General features: G+C 62.5%; 12 protein-coding genes. 5 read left to right on the top strand and 7 right to left on the bottom strand.

What is annotated here, in order from left to right:
- Positions 1-228: 228 nt before the first annotated feature.
- From ACAX43_RS26085 to ACAX43_RS26075, 3 genes are read right to left on the bottom strand one after another with little or no spacing between them, the layout of a single operon-like run.
- Positions 229-1,599, bottom strand: coding sequence for a c-type cytochrome (locus tag ACAX43_RS26085; RefSeq protein WP_370711287.1), 1,371 nt, complete (start codon positions 1,597-1,599; stop codon positions 229-231).
- Positions 1,596-2,360, bottom strand: coding sequence for a (2Fe-2S)-binding protein (locus ACAX43_RS26080; protein WP_370711286.1), 765 nt, complete (start codon positions 2,358-2,360; stop codon positions 1,596-1,598). The genes ACAX43_RS26085 and ACAX43_RS26080 overlap by 4 nt, the downstream gene beginning before the upstream one ends.
- The gene (locus ACAX43_RS26075) at positions 2,357-5,185 is read right to left on the bottom strand and encodes a xanthine dehydrogenase family protein molybdopterin-binding subunit (RefSeq protein ID WP_370711285.1); all 2,829 of its coding nucleotides are present in this window, start codon (positions 5,183-5,185) and stop codon (positions 2,357-2,359) included. The genes ACAX43_RS26080 and ACAX43_RS26075 overlap by 4 nt, the downstream gene beginning before the upstream one ends.
- 733 nt (positions 5,186-5,918) lie before the next feature.
- Between ACAX43_RS26075 and ACAX43_RS26070 the strand changes: the two genes are divergently transcribed.
- Positions 5,919-6,218, top strand: coding sequence for a hypothetical protein (locus ACAX43_RS26070; RefSeq protein ID WP_370711284.1), 300 nt, complete (start codon positions 5,919-5,921; stop codon positions 6,216-6,218).
- Between the two features lie 54 nt (positions 6,219-6,272).
- On the opposite strand, the gene ACAX43_RS26065 is transcribed toward ACAX43_RS26070, so the two are convergent.
- Positions 6,273-7,433 carry a porin gene (locus ACAX43_RS26065; RefSeq protein WP_370711283.1) on the bottom strand — a complete coding sequence of 387 codons (1,161 nt, stop codon included), beginning with the start codon at positions 7,431-7,433 and terminating at the stop codon, positions 6,273-6,275.
- A 539-nt stretch (positions 7,434-7,972) separates the two neighbouring features.
- On the opposite strand from ACAX43_RS26065, the gene ACAX43_RS26060 reads away from it, so the two are divergent.
- Together ACAX43_RS26060 and ACAX43_RS26055 are read left to right on the top strand one after the other, a co-directional pair.
- The gene (locus ACAX43_RS26060; RefSeq protein WP_370711282.1) at positions 7,973-9,082 is read left to right on the top strand and encodes an OpgC domain-containing protein; all 1,110 of its coding nucleotides are present in this window, start codon (positions 7,973-7,975) and stop codon (positions 9,080-9,082) included.
- Positions 9,083-9,229: 147 nt separating this feature from the next.
- On the top strand, positions 9,230-10,090 hold the full coding sequence (locus ACAX43_RS26055) for an alpha/beta hydrolase (protein ID WP_370711281.1): 861 nt from the start codon (positions 9,230-9,232) through the stop codon (positions 10,088-10,090).
- Positions 10,091-10,135: 45 nt separating this feature from the next.
- On the opposite strand, the gene ACAX43_RS26050 is transcribed toward ACAX43_RS26055, so the two are convergent.
- On the bottom strand, positions 10,136-11,218 hold the full coding sequence (locus ACAX43_RS26050; RefSeq protein WP_370711280.1) for an AI-2E family transporter: 1,083 nt from the start codon (positions 11,216-11,218) through the stop codon (positions 10,136-10,138).
- A gap of 343 nt (positions 11,219-11,561) precedes the next feature.
- Between ACAX43_RS26050 and ACAX43_RS26045 the strand changes: the two genes are divergently transcribed.
- A complete protein-coding gene (locus ACAX43_RS26045) occupies positions 11,562-11,852 on the top strand; it encodes a DUF3331 domain-containing protein (RefSeq protein WP_370711279.1) in 291 nt (96 codons plus the stop codon).
- 170 nt (positions 11,853-12,022) lie between these two features.
- Entirely contained in the window at positions 12,023-14,584 is a 2,562-nt protein-coding gene (locus ACAX43_RS26040) for an adenosylcobalamin-dependent ribonucleoside-diphosphate reductase (RefSeq protein ID WP_370711278.1), read from the top strand.
- Positions 14,585-14,702: 118 nt separating this feature from the next.
- Here the strand turns inward: ACAX43_RS26040 and ACAX43_RS26035 are convergent, their stop codons facing one another.
- Positions 14,703-15,653, bottom strand: a complete 951-nt coding sequence (locus ACAX43_RS26035) for a dimethyl sulfoxide reductase anchor subunit family protein (RefSeq protein ID WP_370711277.1) — start codon at positions 15,651-15,653, stop codon at positions 14,703-14,705.
- Between the two features lie 11 nt (positions 15,654-15,664).
- Complete coding sequence (locus tag ACAX43_RS26030) at positions 15,665-16,411, bottom strand: 4Fe-4S dicluster domain-containing protein (RefSeq protein ID WP_370711276.1); 747 nt, start codon at positions 16,409-16,411, stop codon at positions 15,665-15,667.
- Positions 16,412-16,502: the final 91 nt, after the last annotated feature.

Genomic DNA, 16,502 nt, shown 5'->3' with positions numbered 1-16,502 from the left:
AATCCGTTTGGTCTACGGCGAAAACGTAGGGCGCGCCGCCAGGCGGCAACGACGCGATACCATTTGAGCAGGCCATTGCGCGCGAGTTCATTGCGCGCCGATTCCCGGAGACACCATGAAAAAAACCGGCGCCTTGAATGAACGGGCACCGGTTTCTTCTCACCTCACGCTTAACGTTGACGCTTAGCGCCTGACATTCAGTGTTAGGCGTTCAATGCATGGCAGCGGTCAACGCAACGCTTTCACCGCGTCGGCCGTCACGTCGGCCGACTGGCCACCCCACGTTGCACGCAGATAATTCGCGAGCTGCGCGAGTTCCGTGTCGCTGAGTTGCGTGGCGAAGCCAGGCATGTCCTGCATCCGTTCGAGGCCCGGAAAATCCTGCGCGCCGATGCCGTCGAGCATCGCCACGATCAGGTTGTGCGCATCGCTTTGACGCAGCGTCGAGTTGGCATGCATCGGCACCGCGACGTGCGGCTTGCCCTCACCGCCGCGCCCGTGACAGCCGGCACACACAGCGAGATACACATTGCGCCCCGCCTCGAGTTGCGCGGCATCGGCGGAGACCGATTGCAACGGTTGCGGCGGCGGTGGCTGGTCGCCGAGCAGATACGTCGACATCGCGCGCAGATCGTCATGCGTCATGTACTGGCTGCTCAGATGCACCACTGGATACATCTCGCCGAAGGCCGAGCCTTGCGGCGCGATACCCGTGGCGAAGAACGCCTGCAGGTCCACAGCCGTCCAGCCACGCGCCGCCAAACCCTGCGGCGTGATGTCGGGTGCGGCGATCCGGCCGAGCGCCGCGCCTGTCAGCGGTTTCGCACTGTCGAGTTGGCCGAACTTGCCGCGCGGCGTGTGGCATTCGGCGCAGTGGCCGAGCGCGCTCGCCAGATAGCGCCCGCGATTCCACTCCGCCGACGCCCCGAAGGAAGTCCCCTTGGGGGACGCCCCGAAGGAAGTCCCCTTGGGGGACGCCCCGAAGGAAGTCCCCTTGGGGGACGCCCCGAAGGAAGTCCCCTTGGGGGATAGTCCCTTCGACGCATCTGGCAATGTGTCGCTCAGGAACATCCAGTTCCAGAAGCGCACGCCGAAACGCATGTTGAACGGGAACGACAGCTCGGGCCCGTGGTTCGCCACCGCAGCGGGCTTCTGCGCCATCAGATACGCGTAGATCGCGTCGCTGTCCGCACGCGACATCTGGCGGTACGACGTGTACGGCATTGCCGGATACAGTTGCCCCTTAGGCGTGACGCCGTCGTGCAGCGCCTTGTACAGATCATCCGCGGTCCAGTTGCCGATACCGTGGTTCTTGTCAGGCGTAATGTTGGTGCCGTAGAAGGTGCCGAACGGCGAAGCCAGTTTCACGCCGCCGGCGAACGGTGCACCATCTGCCGTTGTGTGGCAGGCGGCGCAGTCGGCGGCTTTGACGAGGTAACGGCCGCGCGCAAGCGGATCGGCGGCGGTGGACTGCGGCCCCATTGCGGCAGCGGCGGAAAGCGCGGCGGCGGAGTCGTCATGCTTGCCGCAAGCGCTCAGCACAACCGCCGTGCCGACCAGCAAGAGCGCGCGGCGCAGAATCATCGAGCGGCTCATCATGCGCCGTCCTTTACGAGGCCGGGCGTGGTCATCACGACTTCCTTGACGGCTTCGTAGTAGCGCACGTAGCCCGTGCACCGGCAAATGTGATCGTTCAGCGCTTCAGTGATGGTTTGCTCGACCTGGTCTTTGGCAATCGGCTGACGCTTCAGACGCTCGATCAGCACGGTCGCCGCATTGACGAAACCCGGCGTGCAGTAGCCACACTGAAAACTGAAATGCTCGAGAAACTTCTGCTGGATCGGCGACAGTTCGACGACCTCGCCCGCTTCGTTGCGCTTCGCGTGGCCTTCGACGGTGCGGATGGTTTTGCCGTGGAAGAAATTCGCACCGGTGATACAGGTCCGCACTTCTTCGCTGGTGCCGTCCGGCTTGTCGACGATCACCACGCACGCATGGCAGAGGCCCTGCCCGCAGCCAAGGCGCGAGCCGGTCAGGTGCAGGTACTCGTGCAGAAAGTCGATCATCATCAGTCCGGCGGGCACCTCGGTCGGGCCGACGATCTCGCCGTTCACCTTGATCGACACCGGCAACGTACGGAAATGCGTCAACGGACGCTCGACCACAGCCGCGGCCGGCGCGCTGGCGGAAGCGCCGGAAGCGCCGGAAGCGCCGGAAGCGCCGGAAGCAGTATTAGCGGCAGCAGTGCCGGAGACACTGGACGAACCGGAAACAGCGGAGACCGCGCCTGAAGCAGCAACAGCGCTGGCGACGCCAGCGCTACTCGCGGCGCTAGCGGGAGTTTGAGTGGGGGCCGTCATGCGAGCACCTCCTGAATACGTTGCGGGGTGACCGGCAGGTCGGTAAAGCGATGTCCGATCGCGTGCGCGATACCGTTCACGATGGCGCCGACCACCGGAATCATCACCACCTCGGCGATGCCCTTCGGCGGATCGGTTTCGGTGAACGGCGGCAGCACTTCGCCGGTCTGGGTCCAGACGGCGACGTCAGTCGCGCGCGGCAAGTGGTAACGGTTGAAGTTCCACGTGCCGTTGCCGGGACCGTCTTCGTAAAGCGGCAAATACTCGTGCAATGCGTGGCCGATGCCCATTGCGAGACCGCCTTGCAACTGACCCGACACGAGTTGCGGCGAGAGCTGATTGCCGCATTCCATGATCGAGTGATGCGCGAGCAGGTCCACCTTGCCGCTTGCTTCGTGCACCGACAGCTCGACCAGGGTGCCGACTGCGCTGTAGTACGTCACAGCCGCGTTGTTGCGTTGAACCGGCGGAATGAACACGCGCTGCCGGTCCAGTACGCGGTAATGATTCGGCGTGGTTTGCAGTTTCTTTTTATCGGCCGAAGCGTTGTCGCCATATCGAAGCGCGAGCCCATCGAGCGGCAAGCGCTCGACGTTGCCGTCGATCTGGAAGTCCGCTTCGGTCCATTGCCAGCGATTGAATACGTGCACGGTCGCACCGGTTACCAATCCCAACTCGTGCGCCTTCTTCGCGAGCTGTTCGAACGGCAGTGCTTCAAGTCCAGCAGCAGACAGCTTGCCGTCGACCCAGCGCGCGTCCTCGATCCGCACCGCCAGCGGCGCGGCTTGACCACCGCCGCCACCCTGGCTCCAGATCGCCATCGCCGCCGGCCACAAGCCGTGCGCGAAGACGACGCGTGCCGCTTCGCGCGTGCTGTGCGTGAAGTAGAAGGCGGAGTTCGTCGCGCTCGACGGTGACGCATAGCCTGGCGACCAGCGCGGGTTCGCCGCGAGCTTGTCCTGGTCCGCTTGCGACATCATGTACGGATCGCCGCTCGTGACAACCGGCAGATCCGGCCAATCGGTAATCGCGACATGCACGTCGGTGGCCGGCTTGCCGAGCCACTTTGCGACCGCGATCGCCTGCGAGGTCGAGACGCCCGTGCCGATTTCGGCAGCCGTGTGTTGCAGGCTGATCTTGCCGTCGGCGCTGAACTCGACCTTCGCGAATGAGGTTTCCGCGCCGGTGCCGAAGTCTTTCTGCACACAGGCAAAGCCGACGCCATAGCGCTTGCCCGGATGAGCGGCTTCGAATTCGGCTTTACGCTTCGCGCGATTCACCCACAGCGGATGAACCTTCGCCTTCTGCAACACATCGTCGGCGCGAATCGCACCCGCCGGCACCGCGCCCTGCGTGTTCTTCATACCCGAACGCAGCGCGTTTTTCAGGCGGAAGTCGATCGGATCGACATTGAGCTGCGCGGCGATTTCGTCGACCATCATTTCGGTCGCGGCCATGCTCTGCAGCGTGCCATAGCCGCGTGCCGAGCCCGCGTCGATCGCGCGCGAAGCAACGGCAACCGCCGAGAGATCGTTCTTCGGAAAGTAGTAGATCGATTGCGCAGCCGTCGCGCCGACCATCGCCACCGACGGCGAAAAGTTGCAACGCCCGCCACCGTTCGCTTCCATCTCGGCCTTGAACGATTGCAACAGACCCGTATTCCTATCGACCGCGATCCGGTAGTTCATCTTGAACGCATGGCGCTTCAACGACGTCTGGAACTGCTCGTAGCGATCGTTCGCGAGACGCACCGGGCGGCCGTCCGCATACATCGCGCAGACGAGACCGTAGAACGGCACGTTGAAGTGGTCCTTCGAACCGTAGCCGACCGTGTAGCACGGGTGCATAAACAGGTTCTTCACCGGGAACGCGCACTTCGCGACCATGCCGACCGCGCTCTCGACAACCTCGGACGGCGCCTGGGTCGGCACGACCATGTGCAGCGATTGCGTCGCCGCGTCGTACCAGCAGTTCGCGTTGTCGGGTTCGAGCGCGGCCGTGTCGATCGACTGCGTGTTGTACTCGCGGTCCATCACGAGCCAGTCCGCCGGCGGATGATCCAGTTCCTGCTGGATCTGGCCGGCATGGAACATGCCCTGCTCGTCGAGCTTGCCGTGTTCGACGCCGTCCGGCCACACCGGCCGGTGCTTCCTCATCATGCTCGGGAACACGGGCGCATCTTTCAGACTGGAGAACGTGTCGTCGTCGTAAGGCGTCTTGCCGCCGACGCGCACGAAGCGGAACGTGCCCCACGGATCGCGTTCGAGCGGCCCGGCTTGCGCGCCGTAGCGGATGATCTGATCCTGGAACTTCAGTTTGTCTTTCGCGAAGCGAAAGCGCGCGAAGTCGTGATAGATCAGGATTGCGACGGCCTGGCCGAGATACGCGGGCGTCTTGCCCGGCGGCAGCAGCATGTCGTCGCCGTAGAAGGCCGGGAAGATCAGGCCGTCGCGCGTCAGATCGGCGGCGGTGACCACGCGGTCCGGCTTCAGTTCATCGCCGAGCAGCGTCAGGTCGAAGCCCTCATAGGTGCGGTCGGCTTGCGTCGTGCGCAGGATGAAGGCGTGCGCCTGCTGTTGCGGCCAGTGCGGCATGTCGGCGGCGCGGATGTCGCGCGCGAACACTTTCGAGCCGGTCACTTTGGCAATACCGTCAATGCGGAATTTCGCCTGGCCGTTCGCCGCATCCCACTGAACCGGCGTCAGAATTTTTTCTTCGAACAACGCAGCGAATGCGCGGCTGCCCATCGGCGCGATATACACCGACACACCCGCCAGCACGCTGGCCTTCAGAAAACTACGACGCGAAAGGTCGAGTTTCCCCATGGACTTCTCCTTTAGTGAACACAGCGGCAACCTCGCGGCAGGACGAACGCGGAACACAGCCCGCCTCGACGCGGCCGCATGCTGGCTTGCACACGGCGAATCGACGCGGCACGGCTGTCACCACGAGGGAGGTGTTCGAACCGCGGGCGCTTGCTTGCGCCCGGGCGTACCGGCGACGTGCAGCGGCCATCACTTCGGCTGCCGCAGTCGATCTGATTTACCTTGAACTACCGTAAGTTGCCCTTTTCTTGCCCTACGGAGGGCAAGGGCCGGGATTATCGCGCTGATTCGCCGCAGGGTGCGTCATTTTTTGTCAGCTATCTCGTAAATAACGGATTGAGTATGAAAACGTGTTGCGATAGTTTTTTGTCAGCGCTTCTGTGATCGTGATGCCCCATGCTTCGAACGGCGCGGCCTGTGGCGAGCGTAGGTGATTTCGCGAAATGTGGCCGCCGCCCTGCCGCTGCTACGGCAGTTCTTTCAACGGCGTCGCCGTGAGCCACGCATTTGGGACTGATCCCACCCGAGCTTGGGAAAGGGACGATATGTTGAAGAACGTCAAAAAAATATCCTTACGGGTCCCGTCAAAGTCTGCCTGCTTCGCAGTTAAAGCGTCGCGAATCTTTAAACGGGAAAACCATTTCCGTCAGTATATTTTTTAATTCGTCAGCTTGATAAAGCCGGCGAATGATTTGAGGTTTAAGTGGATTCTCTTAATTCAGCGAACAGATTCATGGGTGGATTATTTTTCGGCGCCCTGATCGCTGCAGTTGTCATGGTGCTGCTGTGCAATGCCGGTGAATTTTCGCCGTTTCTGGCGAAGTTGCACGCTTTGGAACAGATCGTCGTCACGGCACTTGTTTCCCTCGTCATCGTCGATGCGAAGCCATTGGCCTATAAAACCGTCTGGCGCGAGCGCCGCTGCAGTTTTGTACTCGATGAAGATCTGAGCGCCACCATTCGCGGCCGAACCTTTGGGATTCCGGCAGGCGTGTTAATTGGGATTCTGATTCAGAATTACGTAATGAATTGAGATTCAAAAAAACATCTCGATATTTCCCATCCGCTCGCAAAGCGGCCAGGCGGCCTAGAACTTATGCCGTATCGCCGCGCGCACCACGACCTGCTTCGACGTCGATGACGGCGCCTGGGTGCCAGGCGTGAAGGCATCGTCCAGAATCGAATAGGTGGCGTCGCCGGTCACCTGCTGATATTCGCCCTGTATGTAGACGTCGGTGCGCTTGGACAGGTTGTAGTCCGCCATCAAGCCGAACGAGTGAATTCTCGGCTTCACGCCGCCGCTCGAGGCGTCGTAAGTTTCCATTGTGTACACGTACTGCGCGCCGACGAACAGCATCGGCGAAATCTGATATTTGCCGTTCACCTCGAAGTTCTGATACTTCAGCGAGTTCAACAACACACCGGGCGGCACGAGCGGCGTCACGCCAAGGTAGCCGTTGCCGGTCGGGTCCAGATAGTTCGAGTTGGTGTACACGAAGCCGGCAGTAGCCGGGCCGAAGGTATAGGTGATGCCGCCGCCGAACACGCGCATGCGGGCAGCGATAAAGCTGGCGTCGTTCGCGGTGATCGCGCCATTTGCGCCGTTACCGGGGTTGTCGGCCTGCAGATATGCTGCGGCCACCAGCAAACCGCCATACGTGTACTGGCCGCCAAAGCTGTACGCGCGATTGTTCGCGAAGCCGGTGTCGTTGCTGAAGCTGTAGACGCCGCCGAACTGGAAGCCTGAAATCGACGGGCTGGTGTACTTGACGCTGTTGTCGAGGCGGAATGAGTTGTCGGTGTTGTCGTTATCGTACGGGTGCGAGAACAGGTAACCGGCCCAGTTGCCGTTGGCCGTTGTCTGCGCCAGATAGTCGACCACCGAGTCGTACTGGCGGCCGAACGTCACTGCGCCGTACTGCTCCGCACTCAAGCCGACAAAAGCCTGGCGGCCGAACATCCGGCCGCCTTGGTTGAGCCGCCCGGAATTCACGTCGAAGCCGTTTTCCACCTGGAAGATCGCTTTCAGGCCCCCGCCCAGTCCCTCGGCGCCCTTCAAGCCCCAACGGCTGCCTTGTGCATAGCCGCTTGCCAGTTCATAAACATGGCCGCGGCCGACATTGTTGGTGTAGTTGATGCCTTCATCGAGGACACCGTACAGCGTCACACTGGTCTGGGCGAAAGCAGGCGCGGCAAATGTGGCGGACACGGCGGTGGACACAGCCAGCGCGAACACTTGCTTGTTCATAAAGATCTCCCAGAACTCAAGTAATGGGACAGCTCGATCCGACCGCATTCTTGTGACGCTTCTAGAGGCGTTTATCGACTCCCCCGCGCGTTCAGAAATCCTCACACGCCGTTGCGCTGCCGTCCATCGGGTGTCGCGCCCATATCTCAAAACGTTGCGAAATCTCCACTGGGTGCGAAAGCCCTCTTCTTTCGCGACGCATATTCAGGTACGCAGTCCATGCGCTGGGCGGCTTGAGTCCGGCCGGCGGATGGACCGCGGGAGCCGCCCGTTCTGTAGCGGCTTTTCTTTGCCATGGCAAGAAATATAATCGAAAGCTTTTGCGGCGCCGCAGCGGAACTCCCCGCCGTCAAACGAGTCACTTTTAACTGCCCGCTGCAATCATGCCTCGTATGGCCGGTTGAAAGCGGCGACGCGGGTTGCGCATCCGCGGGGCGGTCAGCCGCAGCAGCATCGAATCCCATTTCAAAAAGCCTTGTGAGACGCCTGCCGCGCTGGACTAGCGCGCCGTCGCACGGGGCTGCTTTTGGCGTCACACAATGCAAAAGTCGCAATCCCGTTTGATCGAGCTTGATTTTTTCCGCGGGCTGGTTCTCCTGATCATCGTCGTCGACCATATCGGCGGCAGCATTCTGTCGCGCGTCACGCTGCATGCCTATGCGCTGTGCGATGCCGCCGAAGTCTTCGTGTTCCTCGGCGGCTTCGCCACCGCTACGGCCTACGCAGCGCTTACGGAACGACGTAACGAGGCGACCGCGCGCGGCCGCTTCCTGCGGCGCTCACTCGAGATTTATCGCGCGTTCCTCATCACCGCCGGTCTGATGCTGCTGGTCAGCGCGATACTGACCGCGTTCGGCATCGACGGGCCGAATCTCGCCACCACCGATCTCGACGATCTGATGGACGCTCCCATGGCCGCCCTGCGCGACATTCTGCTGTTCCGCCGTCAGCCGTATCTCGCCTCGGTGTTGCCGATGTACGCGTTCTTCGCGCTGCTGGTGCCGATGATCCTGCCACTCGCGCGCAGCAAGCCATGGCTGCTGCTGGCCGGCAGCATCGCGCTGTGGGCAGGCGCACCCGCTATCAGCACCTACCTGCCCGCCGCGCCGGACACGCACTGGGATTTCAACCCATTCGCCTGGCAACTGCTGTTCGTACTCGGCGTGCTGGTACGGTGCCAGCCGGTCTATCAACGGGTCAGCGCACACCGTCTCGGCAGGCTGGTCAGCCTGCTGGCGTTCGCCGTGGTGGCTGCGGCGGCCTACTACAAGCTTTTTATCGAACGCGAGCCGCTCGATGGCAGCCTCAAGCAAAACCTCTCCTACCTGCGCGCCGTCAATTTCCTCGCGGTCGCATGGCTCGTCGCGAAGCTGATTCAGCTGGGCTGGGCGAGGAAGCTCGCTCAATGGATGCCGTGGATCGGCCTGATCGGCCGCAAAGGGTTGCTGTGCTTTATCGCCGGCACGGTGATTTCACTAATCGTCGACTCGGTGCTGTATGCGGCGACCGACGGCTATCTGAACTATCCGCTCGGGCTGCTGGCGGATTCATTCGCGGTGAGTGCACTGTTCGCCGTCGCGAAAGCGACGGCGCCCCTCAAGCGGCTGGTGACCCGCGTCAGCAGCTTGCGCCTCGGAACCTCGCCCTGATGCATGCGCGTGCGCGCGTTCGCCACGTTGCCGCTTGCAGGTGGTTGCTTGCCATGTGCCAATCGCCGCTTCCTGCGCGTCAATTTCCACCGCCGATCCTGATAGCATGACGGTCGCGCGCGCTGCGCGGCAGCCTCTGACTCTGACATGCGTCTATTCCTACATTCCGCACTTCTAGCGCTATGCGCCGCCGTCGGCGCGCCGACGCTCGCCAGCACCGTCATCAGCCGAAGCTTCCATTCCGAAGCGCTCGGCCGCGACTGGACCTACACGATCTATCTGCCCACCGGCTATCGCCACGACGCTGCACGCATTCCGGTGCTCTATCTCCTGCACGGCAACAACGGCGACGCCAATGACTGGCTCACGCAGGGCCATCTGCAAACCACCGCCGACGCGCTGATCGAGCGCCAGGAGATGCCGCCGGTTGCGATCGTGATGCCGCAGGGCGGCACGGATTGGTACGTCGATCGCAAGGAGAAGATTGAGACAGCCTTCTTCGACGATCTGCTGCCTGAGATCGAGACGCGCTACGCGGTCGCGACGCAGCGCGGCGGGCGGATGATCGGCGGCGTGTCGATGGGCGGTTTCGGCGCGTTGCGCTATGCCATGACGCAGCCCGAGCTGTTTTGTGGCGCGTTGCTGCTAAGCCCCGCGATCTATGCGAATGAGCCGCCGCTCGCTTCGGCTGCGCGCCGTGTCGGCGTGTTCGGCGACCGGCAGTTCGATCTGCACGTCTGGCATGCGCTCAACTATCCGGCGCAATGGGAGCGGTACATGAGCCGGCCATATCGCCTGCCGATGTTCATCGCCGCCGGCGACGACGACCTCGCGATCCAGGCCGATGCCTCGACGCTTTACACGTATCTTCGGTTGGCGGGAAATCCGGCGGCGCTGCGTATCATCGACGGCGGCCATACGTGGGATGTCTGGAGTGCGCTGCTGCCCGCCGCGCTGAAGTACACGGTGGGCTGCGTCAAACAGCCGGCGCGCGATCAGGAAAAATAAGCCGGCGAATCAGCAGTCCTGATTGCGCTTGCAATTTGCGTGCAACTATTGCACGAGATCGGTCCACAGCACCATCAGCACGGTCATGAGCGCGGGGCCGATAAAGAGTCCAAGCAGACCGAACGTCTCCGCACCGCCCAGAATGCCGAACAGCACCAGCAGGAACGGCAAGCGCGTCGAGTTGCCGATCAACACCGGCCGCACGAAATGTTCGGCGACGAACACGACGACCGAACCGAACACGGCAAGCCCGACGGCCCCGGCAACCGAGCCTTGCGAGAACAGCCACAAGGCCGCGAGGCCGAACGTGATCGGCGCGCAGAACGGCAGCATCGCAGCGATCGCCGTGACGAACGCGAGCAGCGCGATGTGCGGCAAGCCCGTCACGAAATAGGCGACGCCCATCAACACGCCCTCGCCTAACCCGACTACCACGAGCCCCGACACCGTGCCGCGTACGGCCGCGGCCATGCGCTCGAGAAGCTGCGCGCCGTCTTCGCCGAAGCCGCGCCGCACGCCTTTGATCAACGAACTGGACAGCCGCGGCCCCGCCTGAAAGATCACGAACAGCGTGACCAGCATGAACGCGAACACCATCACGGCGTGCGCCGCCCGCGCGCCGAAGTGGCGGCCGAGCGTCATCACCGTGGTGCTGTGCAACCCTTTCATCGCTGCCGAGTCGCGCAGCGGCTGAGCCAGATTGGCCTGCCACCAGGCTGAAATCTGTTGCACGCCGAACGGCAAACGCTCGACCATGCTCGGCATCGGAATGCCGTTTTCCTGCACAGTCTTGAACCACTCGTTCAGGTCGTGCGCCTCGCGCAGTGCCTGTTCGATGCCGATACCGACCGGCAGCACCACCAGCAACGCAATCGCGAGCGTCAGCACGGCGGCGATCAGCGTCGTGCGGCCAGTGAGCCAACGGCTGCCCTCCACTTTTTGCAACAGCGGCCACAGAGCGATCGCAATGACGCTGGCCCAGGCCACCACCGCAATGAAATCGTGCACGACCCACAACGCCAGCAGCACCAGTAAGGTGTACAGCACGAGTGACGCCGCCTTCTGCTTTTTGAGGCGATCAGGGGGTGTCGGCGGTTCAGGCGAAGCTACGGGGGGAAGTGAACTCATGTCTGCGCTTATGGTTTTGTGGAGGTGTGCGCGAGCCGGCCGGGAAAATGCAAACCCTCTACACTTTCATTACACGGTCGCTCATCGATAACCACATCTTAAAGGAAGCGCCGTCGCCCTTTTGCAGACGGCCTTCTCGTCGCACTCCGAACAACAGTGCGTTGCAAAAATCCGCGCTATCGTCGATTCATCTTGCATGGGGTCCGCAAAGCCCCGTCGTTTCGGGTAAGCGTGAATGTCAAGTTTCATTGTTGCTGTTTCGAGAACAGTGTTTCAACTGCGACACAATGGCTATACGGCGCGCGGGGGACTACATTCGGCAGACCATAATACGGAGCCGACGATGACGACCTTACAGTCCATCCCCCTTGACGGAACCAATGGCGTACGCATCGAAATTCTCGAACGCTCCGACACGACGCTGGTGATCCGCTGGGTCGAACCCGGGCGCTGCCACTATGGCGAGCAGAGATGGCGGCGGAGGTCGGCGCATACGTCGGGGACCTGCGCGGTGTCGCGGCGCAAGATTCGCCGCGGCGATGCGGTGTTCAAGCCCGCTGAGCGGCCGGCGCCTTCCAATGCGTCCGCGATGATCTGTGCCGAGGTGCTGGGCGCGCTTGCTACCGAAGCATAATCCCGCCATCACAGGTAAAAAAACTCTCCCAATTGCGGCCCTTCGCCACGTGCGCTAAGGTGGTCCTCATTGCGTTAAGTCACCCTGCCCGCCCAGCGCGCGGCGGGTATAGTGACCCGCAATCCCACCCACTGCGCCGCGCCTCTTGCGACGCCGTTAGAGGCCATACCATGGCAGAAGACACACCGGACGCTCGCGCCGCAGCGACGTCCCCCGTCCAATTAGTTGCACCGCAACAATTCTCGCTCGACGTCCTGCTCGAGAAATACGCGAAAGGCGACGAGCAATCAGCCGACGACGTGTTCAAACGCGTCGCCCATGGCATCGCCCAAGCCGAGCCGGAAGCGCTGCGAGAAAAAGTAGAAGCGCTGTTTGTCGACAATCTGCGGCACGGCGCGCTTGGCGCCGGCCGCATCATGAGCGCGGCAGGCACAGGCATCGCCGCCACGCTCATCAATTGTTTCGTGCAACCGGTCGGCGACGCGATTCAAGGTGTGGACGAGCAAGGCCTCCCCGGCATCTACGTGGCGCTGCTGCAAGCGGCCGAAACAATGCGTCGCGGCGGGGGTGTCGGCTACAACTTCTCCGCGATCCGGCCTAAAGGCGCGCGCGTTCACACCACCAGTTCATCGGCGTCCGGACCGTGCAGTTATATGGACGTATTCGATGCGTCGTGCCGAACCGTCGAAAGCGCGGGCTCGCGGCGCGGCGCGCAGATGGCGGTGCTCGACTGCGATCACCCCGACCTGCTCGAGTTCATCGAGGCCAAACATTCGAAAGGCCGCTGGAACAACTTCAATGTGTCGGTCGGCGTCACCGACGCGTTCATGCGCGCCGTCGAGGAAGATCAACCCTGGCAGCTCGTCCATCGCGCCGACCCCTCGCCGGCGTTGCGCGCCGCCGGCGACGTGCGGCAGCGCGAAGACGGCCTGTGGGTCTACAGCGAACGGCCCGCACGCGAGATCTGGGAGCGCATCATGCGCTCCACTTACGATGTCGCCGAACCGGGCATCGTGTTCATTTCGCGCATGAACGAGGACAACAATCTGCGTGCGGTCGAAACCATCCGCGCCACCAATCCGTGCGGCGAACAACCGTTGCCGGCCTATGGCTGCTGCAATCTTGGGCCCTTGAACCTCACGCGTTTCGTGCTCGATCTGTTCGCGCAAACGAAAGGCCGCAAATCTTCGTTCGATTGGGAGGGCCTCGCGAGGCGCACCCGCACTCAGGTGCGCTTTCTCGACGACGTGCTCGACGTCACCCTATGGCCGCTGCAACAGCAGTACGACGAATCGCGCGCCAAGCGGCGCATCGGCGTCGGCTTTACCGGGCTCGGCGATACGCTGGTGATGCTCGGCTTGCGCTATAACGCGCAGGAAGGCCGCGACTTCGCGGTGCGGATCGCCCGGCTGATGCGCGACGAAGCCTATCGGGCGTCGGTGGAACTGGCGCGCGAACGCGGCGCGTTCGAGTTGTTCGACGCCGGGCGCTATCTGGAACCGGGCACCTTCGCGTCGCGCCTGCCCGACGACATCAAGGAAGCGATTCGCCGCGACGGCATCCGCAACAGCCATTTGCTGTCGATCGCGCCGACCGGCACGGTCAGCCTCGCTTTCGCCGACAACGCGTCGAACGGTATCGAACCGGCCTTCTCGTGGACCTACACGCGCATGAAGGTGATGGCCGACGGCGGCCGCGAATCGTTCGATGTCGAAGACTACGCGTATCGCCTCTACCGCGAACTCGGCGGCGATGTCAAAAACCTGCCGGACTATTTCGTCAGCGCGCTGGAGATGTCCGCGCGCGACCATCTCGACATGATGGCTGCCGTGCAGCCCTATGTGGATACGTCTATCTCGAAGACGGTCAACGTACCGGCGGACTATCCGTTCGAGGCGTTCGAAAGCCTCTACTTCGACGCGTGGAAAGGCGGCCTGAAGGGTCTCGCCACGTACCGCCCGAATGAAACCCTCGGCGCCGTGCTGAGCGTGAGCCCGCCACCAGCGGACGACACGCTGGCCGAGACCGATCAGGATCCGTTGCGCATCGCAATCGACCATCGGCCGAGGGGCGAGTTGCCGGCGATCATCGAAAAAGTCGAGTACCTCACGCAAGCCGGCAAGAAGTCCTTGTACGTGGCGGTGTCGTTCATCGAAGTGACGGGACGGCTCGGCGGCGAAGACGTCACCATCGAGCGCCCCATCGAGTTCTTCATTCCCACCGGTCAGCGCGACGAATCGCAGCAATGGATCACGGCGACGATGCGTTCGCTCTCGCTTGCGGCACGCGGCGGTTTTGTCGCGCGCAACTTGCAGGATATGCGCAAGGTGTCGTGGGATCGCGGGCAGGTGCGGCTCGGCGAGGTGCAACGTCTCGACGGACATCGCACGCCGCGCTGGCACGATTCAGAAGTGGCGGCGCTCGCCTTTGCGATCCAGCAGATTTTGCATCGGCGCGGTTTTCTCGACGCCGAAGGCAATCAGGTGCCGTCACGCATGCTGGCACGTTTGCCGCGTGGGCAGATGAAGGCCGAGACGGCTTTGCCGGCGGATTTCGGCATTCGTCCGCATCCTGGCGAAGCTGATGAGACAGCCCTGATGCAACCCGGCGGCGTGCAAGGCCTGCATACCATGCTCGGACGCAAATGCGGCTCGTGCGGTGCGAATGCGGTGATCCGTAAGGACGGCTGCGACTTCTGTACTGCATGTGGTGAAGTCGGAGCGTGCGGGTAAGTTGCAACAGAGCATCAAAGAGCAACTGTGCGCGATCTGGTGCGCGGGTGAGCGCTTAAGCTCACCCGCGCACCAGCATCGCCTTATTCGAACTGGCCGCCGGTGCAAAACCCGTCCATCAGGCCACTCGCGCGTAATACAGATTCTGCGGATGCTTCGCTTCGGCAAAAAAGAACCACCGCTCCGCAACCAGACCCGCGTACTGCACGAGACAGGCAGCCGCCAGTAAAGTGAGCGAGACGCCGATTGAATGCAGGCTTGCGCCCAGCACCATCAACACGACAGGCGCCACAAACGCGGCCGCGAGGAATCCCCATTTGATCCCGCGCAGGGTCCCCGCCGATTTGCCGTGAAAGAACTCACGCAGATTGAACGCGCCGGCGGTAAAGCCACGCGAGACCTGCACGAGCTTGGGGTTTCTGATGCCGGTTGCGCTCTGCACGGTGGACTTCGGCCGCAATCTTGCATTGCGCACGAGCGATGCCGAACGGCTCGCACAGCCCGCGAGCGTCAACACGCATGCGCAGATCGCGAGACCCGCCGTCAGCGCGGGCGCGAACCACGCGGTCATGGCCGTCGTCAGCGTGAACCCGGAGGCGCAGCCGAGCAGCACGAAGTTGACCAGCGTAAGCGGTGTGGCCCATTCCTGTAGAAAACGCAGGCATGCGTAGATCATCGCCGAGCAAACGAACAACGCGGCGCTCGCCAGCACACCAAGCATGCCTATGCCGAGCGACCACGGCGAACCGAACCAGTGCGCGACACCGTAGAAAAACGCGCAAGCAAGAAACGCCGGCAGACATAGACATTCGCGCGACAGCCACGAGGTTCGCCACATCGCGACAGCGCGCCATGCGCGTTCCGGATGCCCGAGATGGAAGAACGAGGCGATCAGTCCGAGGCCGCCCAATAACACCGACACGCCCGCGCCGGTGACATAGAGCGCATCCGCAGGGGCCACGACGAGTCCCAGATGCGCAGCCGTCTCCACGCCGACGAGCGCGATCAGCAGGCCCTGCGCCGCGCCGCTCAGCGTAGTGAGAAAAACCACCGAAAAAGCCGGATTCATCGCGAGGTCCTTTAGATACGCGTCGCCATCGACGCAAGATGCAGTTCACCGCGCTCGAGTTGCGCGTCGCGCGATTCGGGCGACGCCAGGGCTGTACCCGTGTCTTTACACGAGCAGGCGCCGCTGCCGCAACCGGATGCCGGCGTGGTGACGCGCGGCAAGTAGTGGTTCGCCGGCTTGGTGTTCCACTCGGGCATCAACTGATAGCCGCCGCGTTCCTCGATCGCTTTCGACACCACCGACTCCGGATCGTGAATATCGCCGAACAGCCGCGCGGAGGTCGGGCACGCGAGCACGCACGCCGGTTGCCTGTCGCGCTCGGAGAGGTTTTCATCATTGATACGATCGACGCATAACGTGCACTTGGTCATCTCCTTGCGCGCTTCGTCGAGTTCGCGCGCACCGTACGGACAGGCCCATGCACAATATTTGCAACCGATGCACTTGTCGAAATCGACCAGCACCAGGCCGTCTTCCTTGCGCTTGTAGCTCGCGCCGGTCGGACAGACCGGCACGCACGGCGGATCCTCGCAGTGCAAACACGACTTCGGAAAGTGGATCGTCTCCGCGTTGGGATAGCTGCCTGCTTCGAAGCTCTGCACGCGATTGAAGAACGTGCCGGACGGATCGGCGTCGTACGGATTCAGATCCGCGAGACTGCCCGACTCACCCGACGTATTCCACTCCTTGCAACTCGTGACGCAAGCCTGGCATCCCACGCATACGTTCAGGTCGATCACCAACGCCATCTGAGTCATCAATCGCTCCTTGCTGCTTTCCTTGCGTGACTTGTGCGCTAGCTATCTGCTACTGGTGCGCTACTTGTCCGCTACCTGCGCGCCGCGCGTG

Origin of the sequence: Paraburkholderia sp. IW21 (genome assembly GCF_041321145.1) — a bacterium.
Lineage (GTDB): Bacteria > Pseudomonadota > Gammaproteobacteria > Burkholderiales > Burkholderiaceae > Paraburkholderia.
This window is presented reverse-complemented; position numbering and strand designations above follow the sequence as displayed.

Excerpts from the sequence above, each read along its gene's own strand:
- ACAX43_RS26085 (WP_370711287.1), bottom strand. The coding sequence starts at position 1,599 with ATGATGAGCCGCTCGATGATTCTGCGCCGCGCGCTCTTGCTGGTCGGC.
- ACAX43_RS26080 (WP_370711286.1), bottom strand. The coding sequence starts at position 2,360 with ATGACGGCCCCCACTCAAACTCCCGCTAGCGCCGCGAGTAGCGCTGGC.
- ACAX43_RS26075 (WP_370711285.1), bottom strand. The coding sequence starts at position 5,185 with ATGGGGAAACTCGACCTTTCGCGTCGTAGTTTTCTGAAGGCCAGCGTG.
- ACAX43_RS26070 (WP_370711284.1), top strand. The coding sequence starts at position 5,919 with ATGGGTGGATTATTTTTCGGCGCCCTGATCGCTGCAGTTGTCATGGTG.
- ACAX43_RS26065 (WP_370711283.1), bottom strand. The coding sequence starts at position 7,433 with ATGAACAAGCAAGTGTTCGCGCTGGCTGTGTCCACCGCCGTGTCCGCC.
- ACAX43_RS26060 (WP_370711282.1), top strand. The coding sequence starts at position 7,973 with ATGCAAAAGTCGCAATCCCGTTTGATCGAGCTTGATTTTTTCCGCGGG.
- ACAX43_RS26055 (WP_370711281.1), top strand. The coding sequence starts at position 9,230 with ATGCGTCTATTCCTACATTCCGCACTTCTAGCGCTATGCGCCGCCGTC.
- ACAX43_RS26050 (WP_370711280.1), bottom strand. The coding sequence starts at position 11,218 with ATGAGTTCACTTCCCCCCGTAGCTTCGCCTGAACCGCCGACACCCCCT.
- ACAX43_RS26045 (WP_370711279.1), top strand. The coding sequence starts at position 11,562 with ATGACGACCTTACAGTCCATCCCCCTTGACGGAACCAATGGCGTACGC.
- ACAX43_RS26040 (WP_370711278.1), top strand. The coding sequence starts at position 12,023 with ATGGCAGAAGACACACCGGACGCTCGCGCCGCAGCGACGTCCCCCGTC.
- ACAX43_RS26035 (WP_370711277.1), bottom strand. The coding sequence starts at position 15,653 with ATGAATCCGGCTTTTTCGGTGGTTTTTCTCACTACGCTGAGCGGCGCG.
- ACAX43_RS26030 (WP_370711276.1), bottom strand. The coding sequence starts at position 16,411 with ATGACTCAGATGGCGTTGGTGATCGACCTGAACGTATGCGTGGGATGC.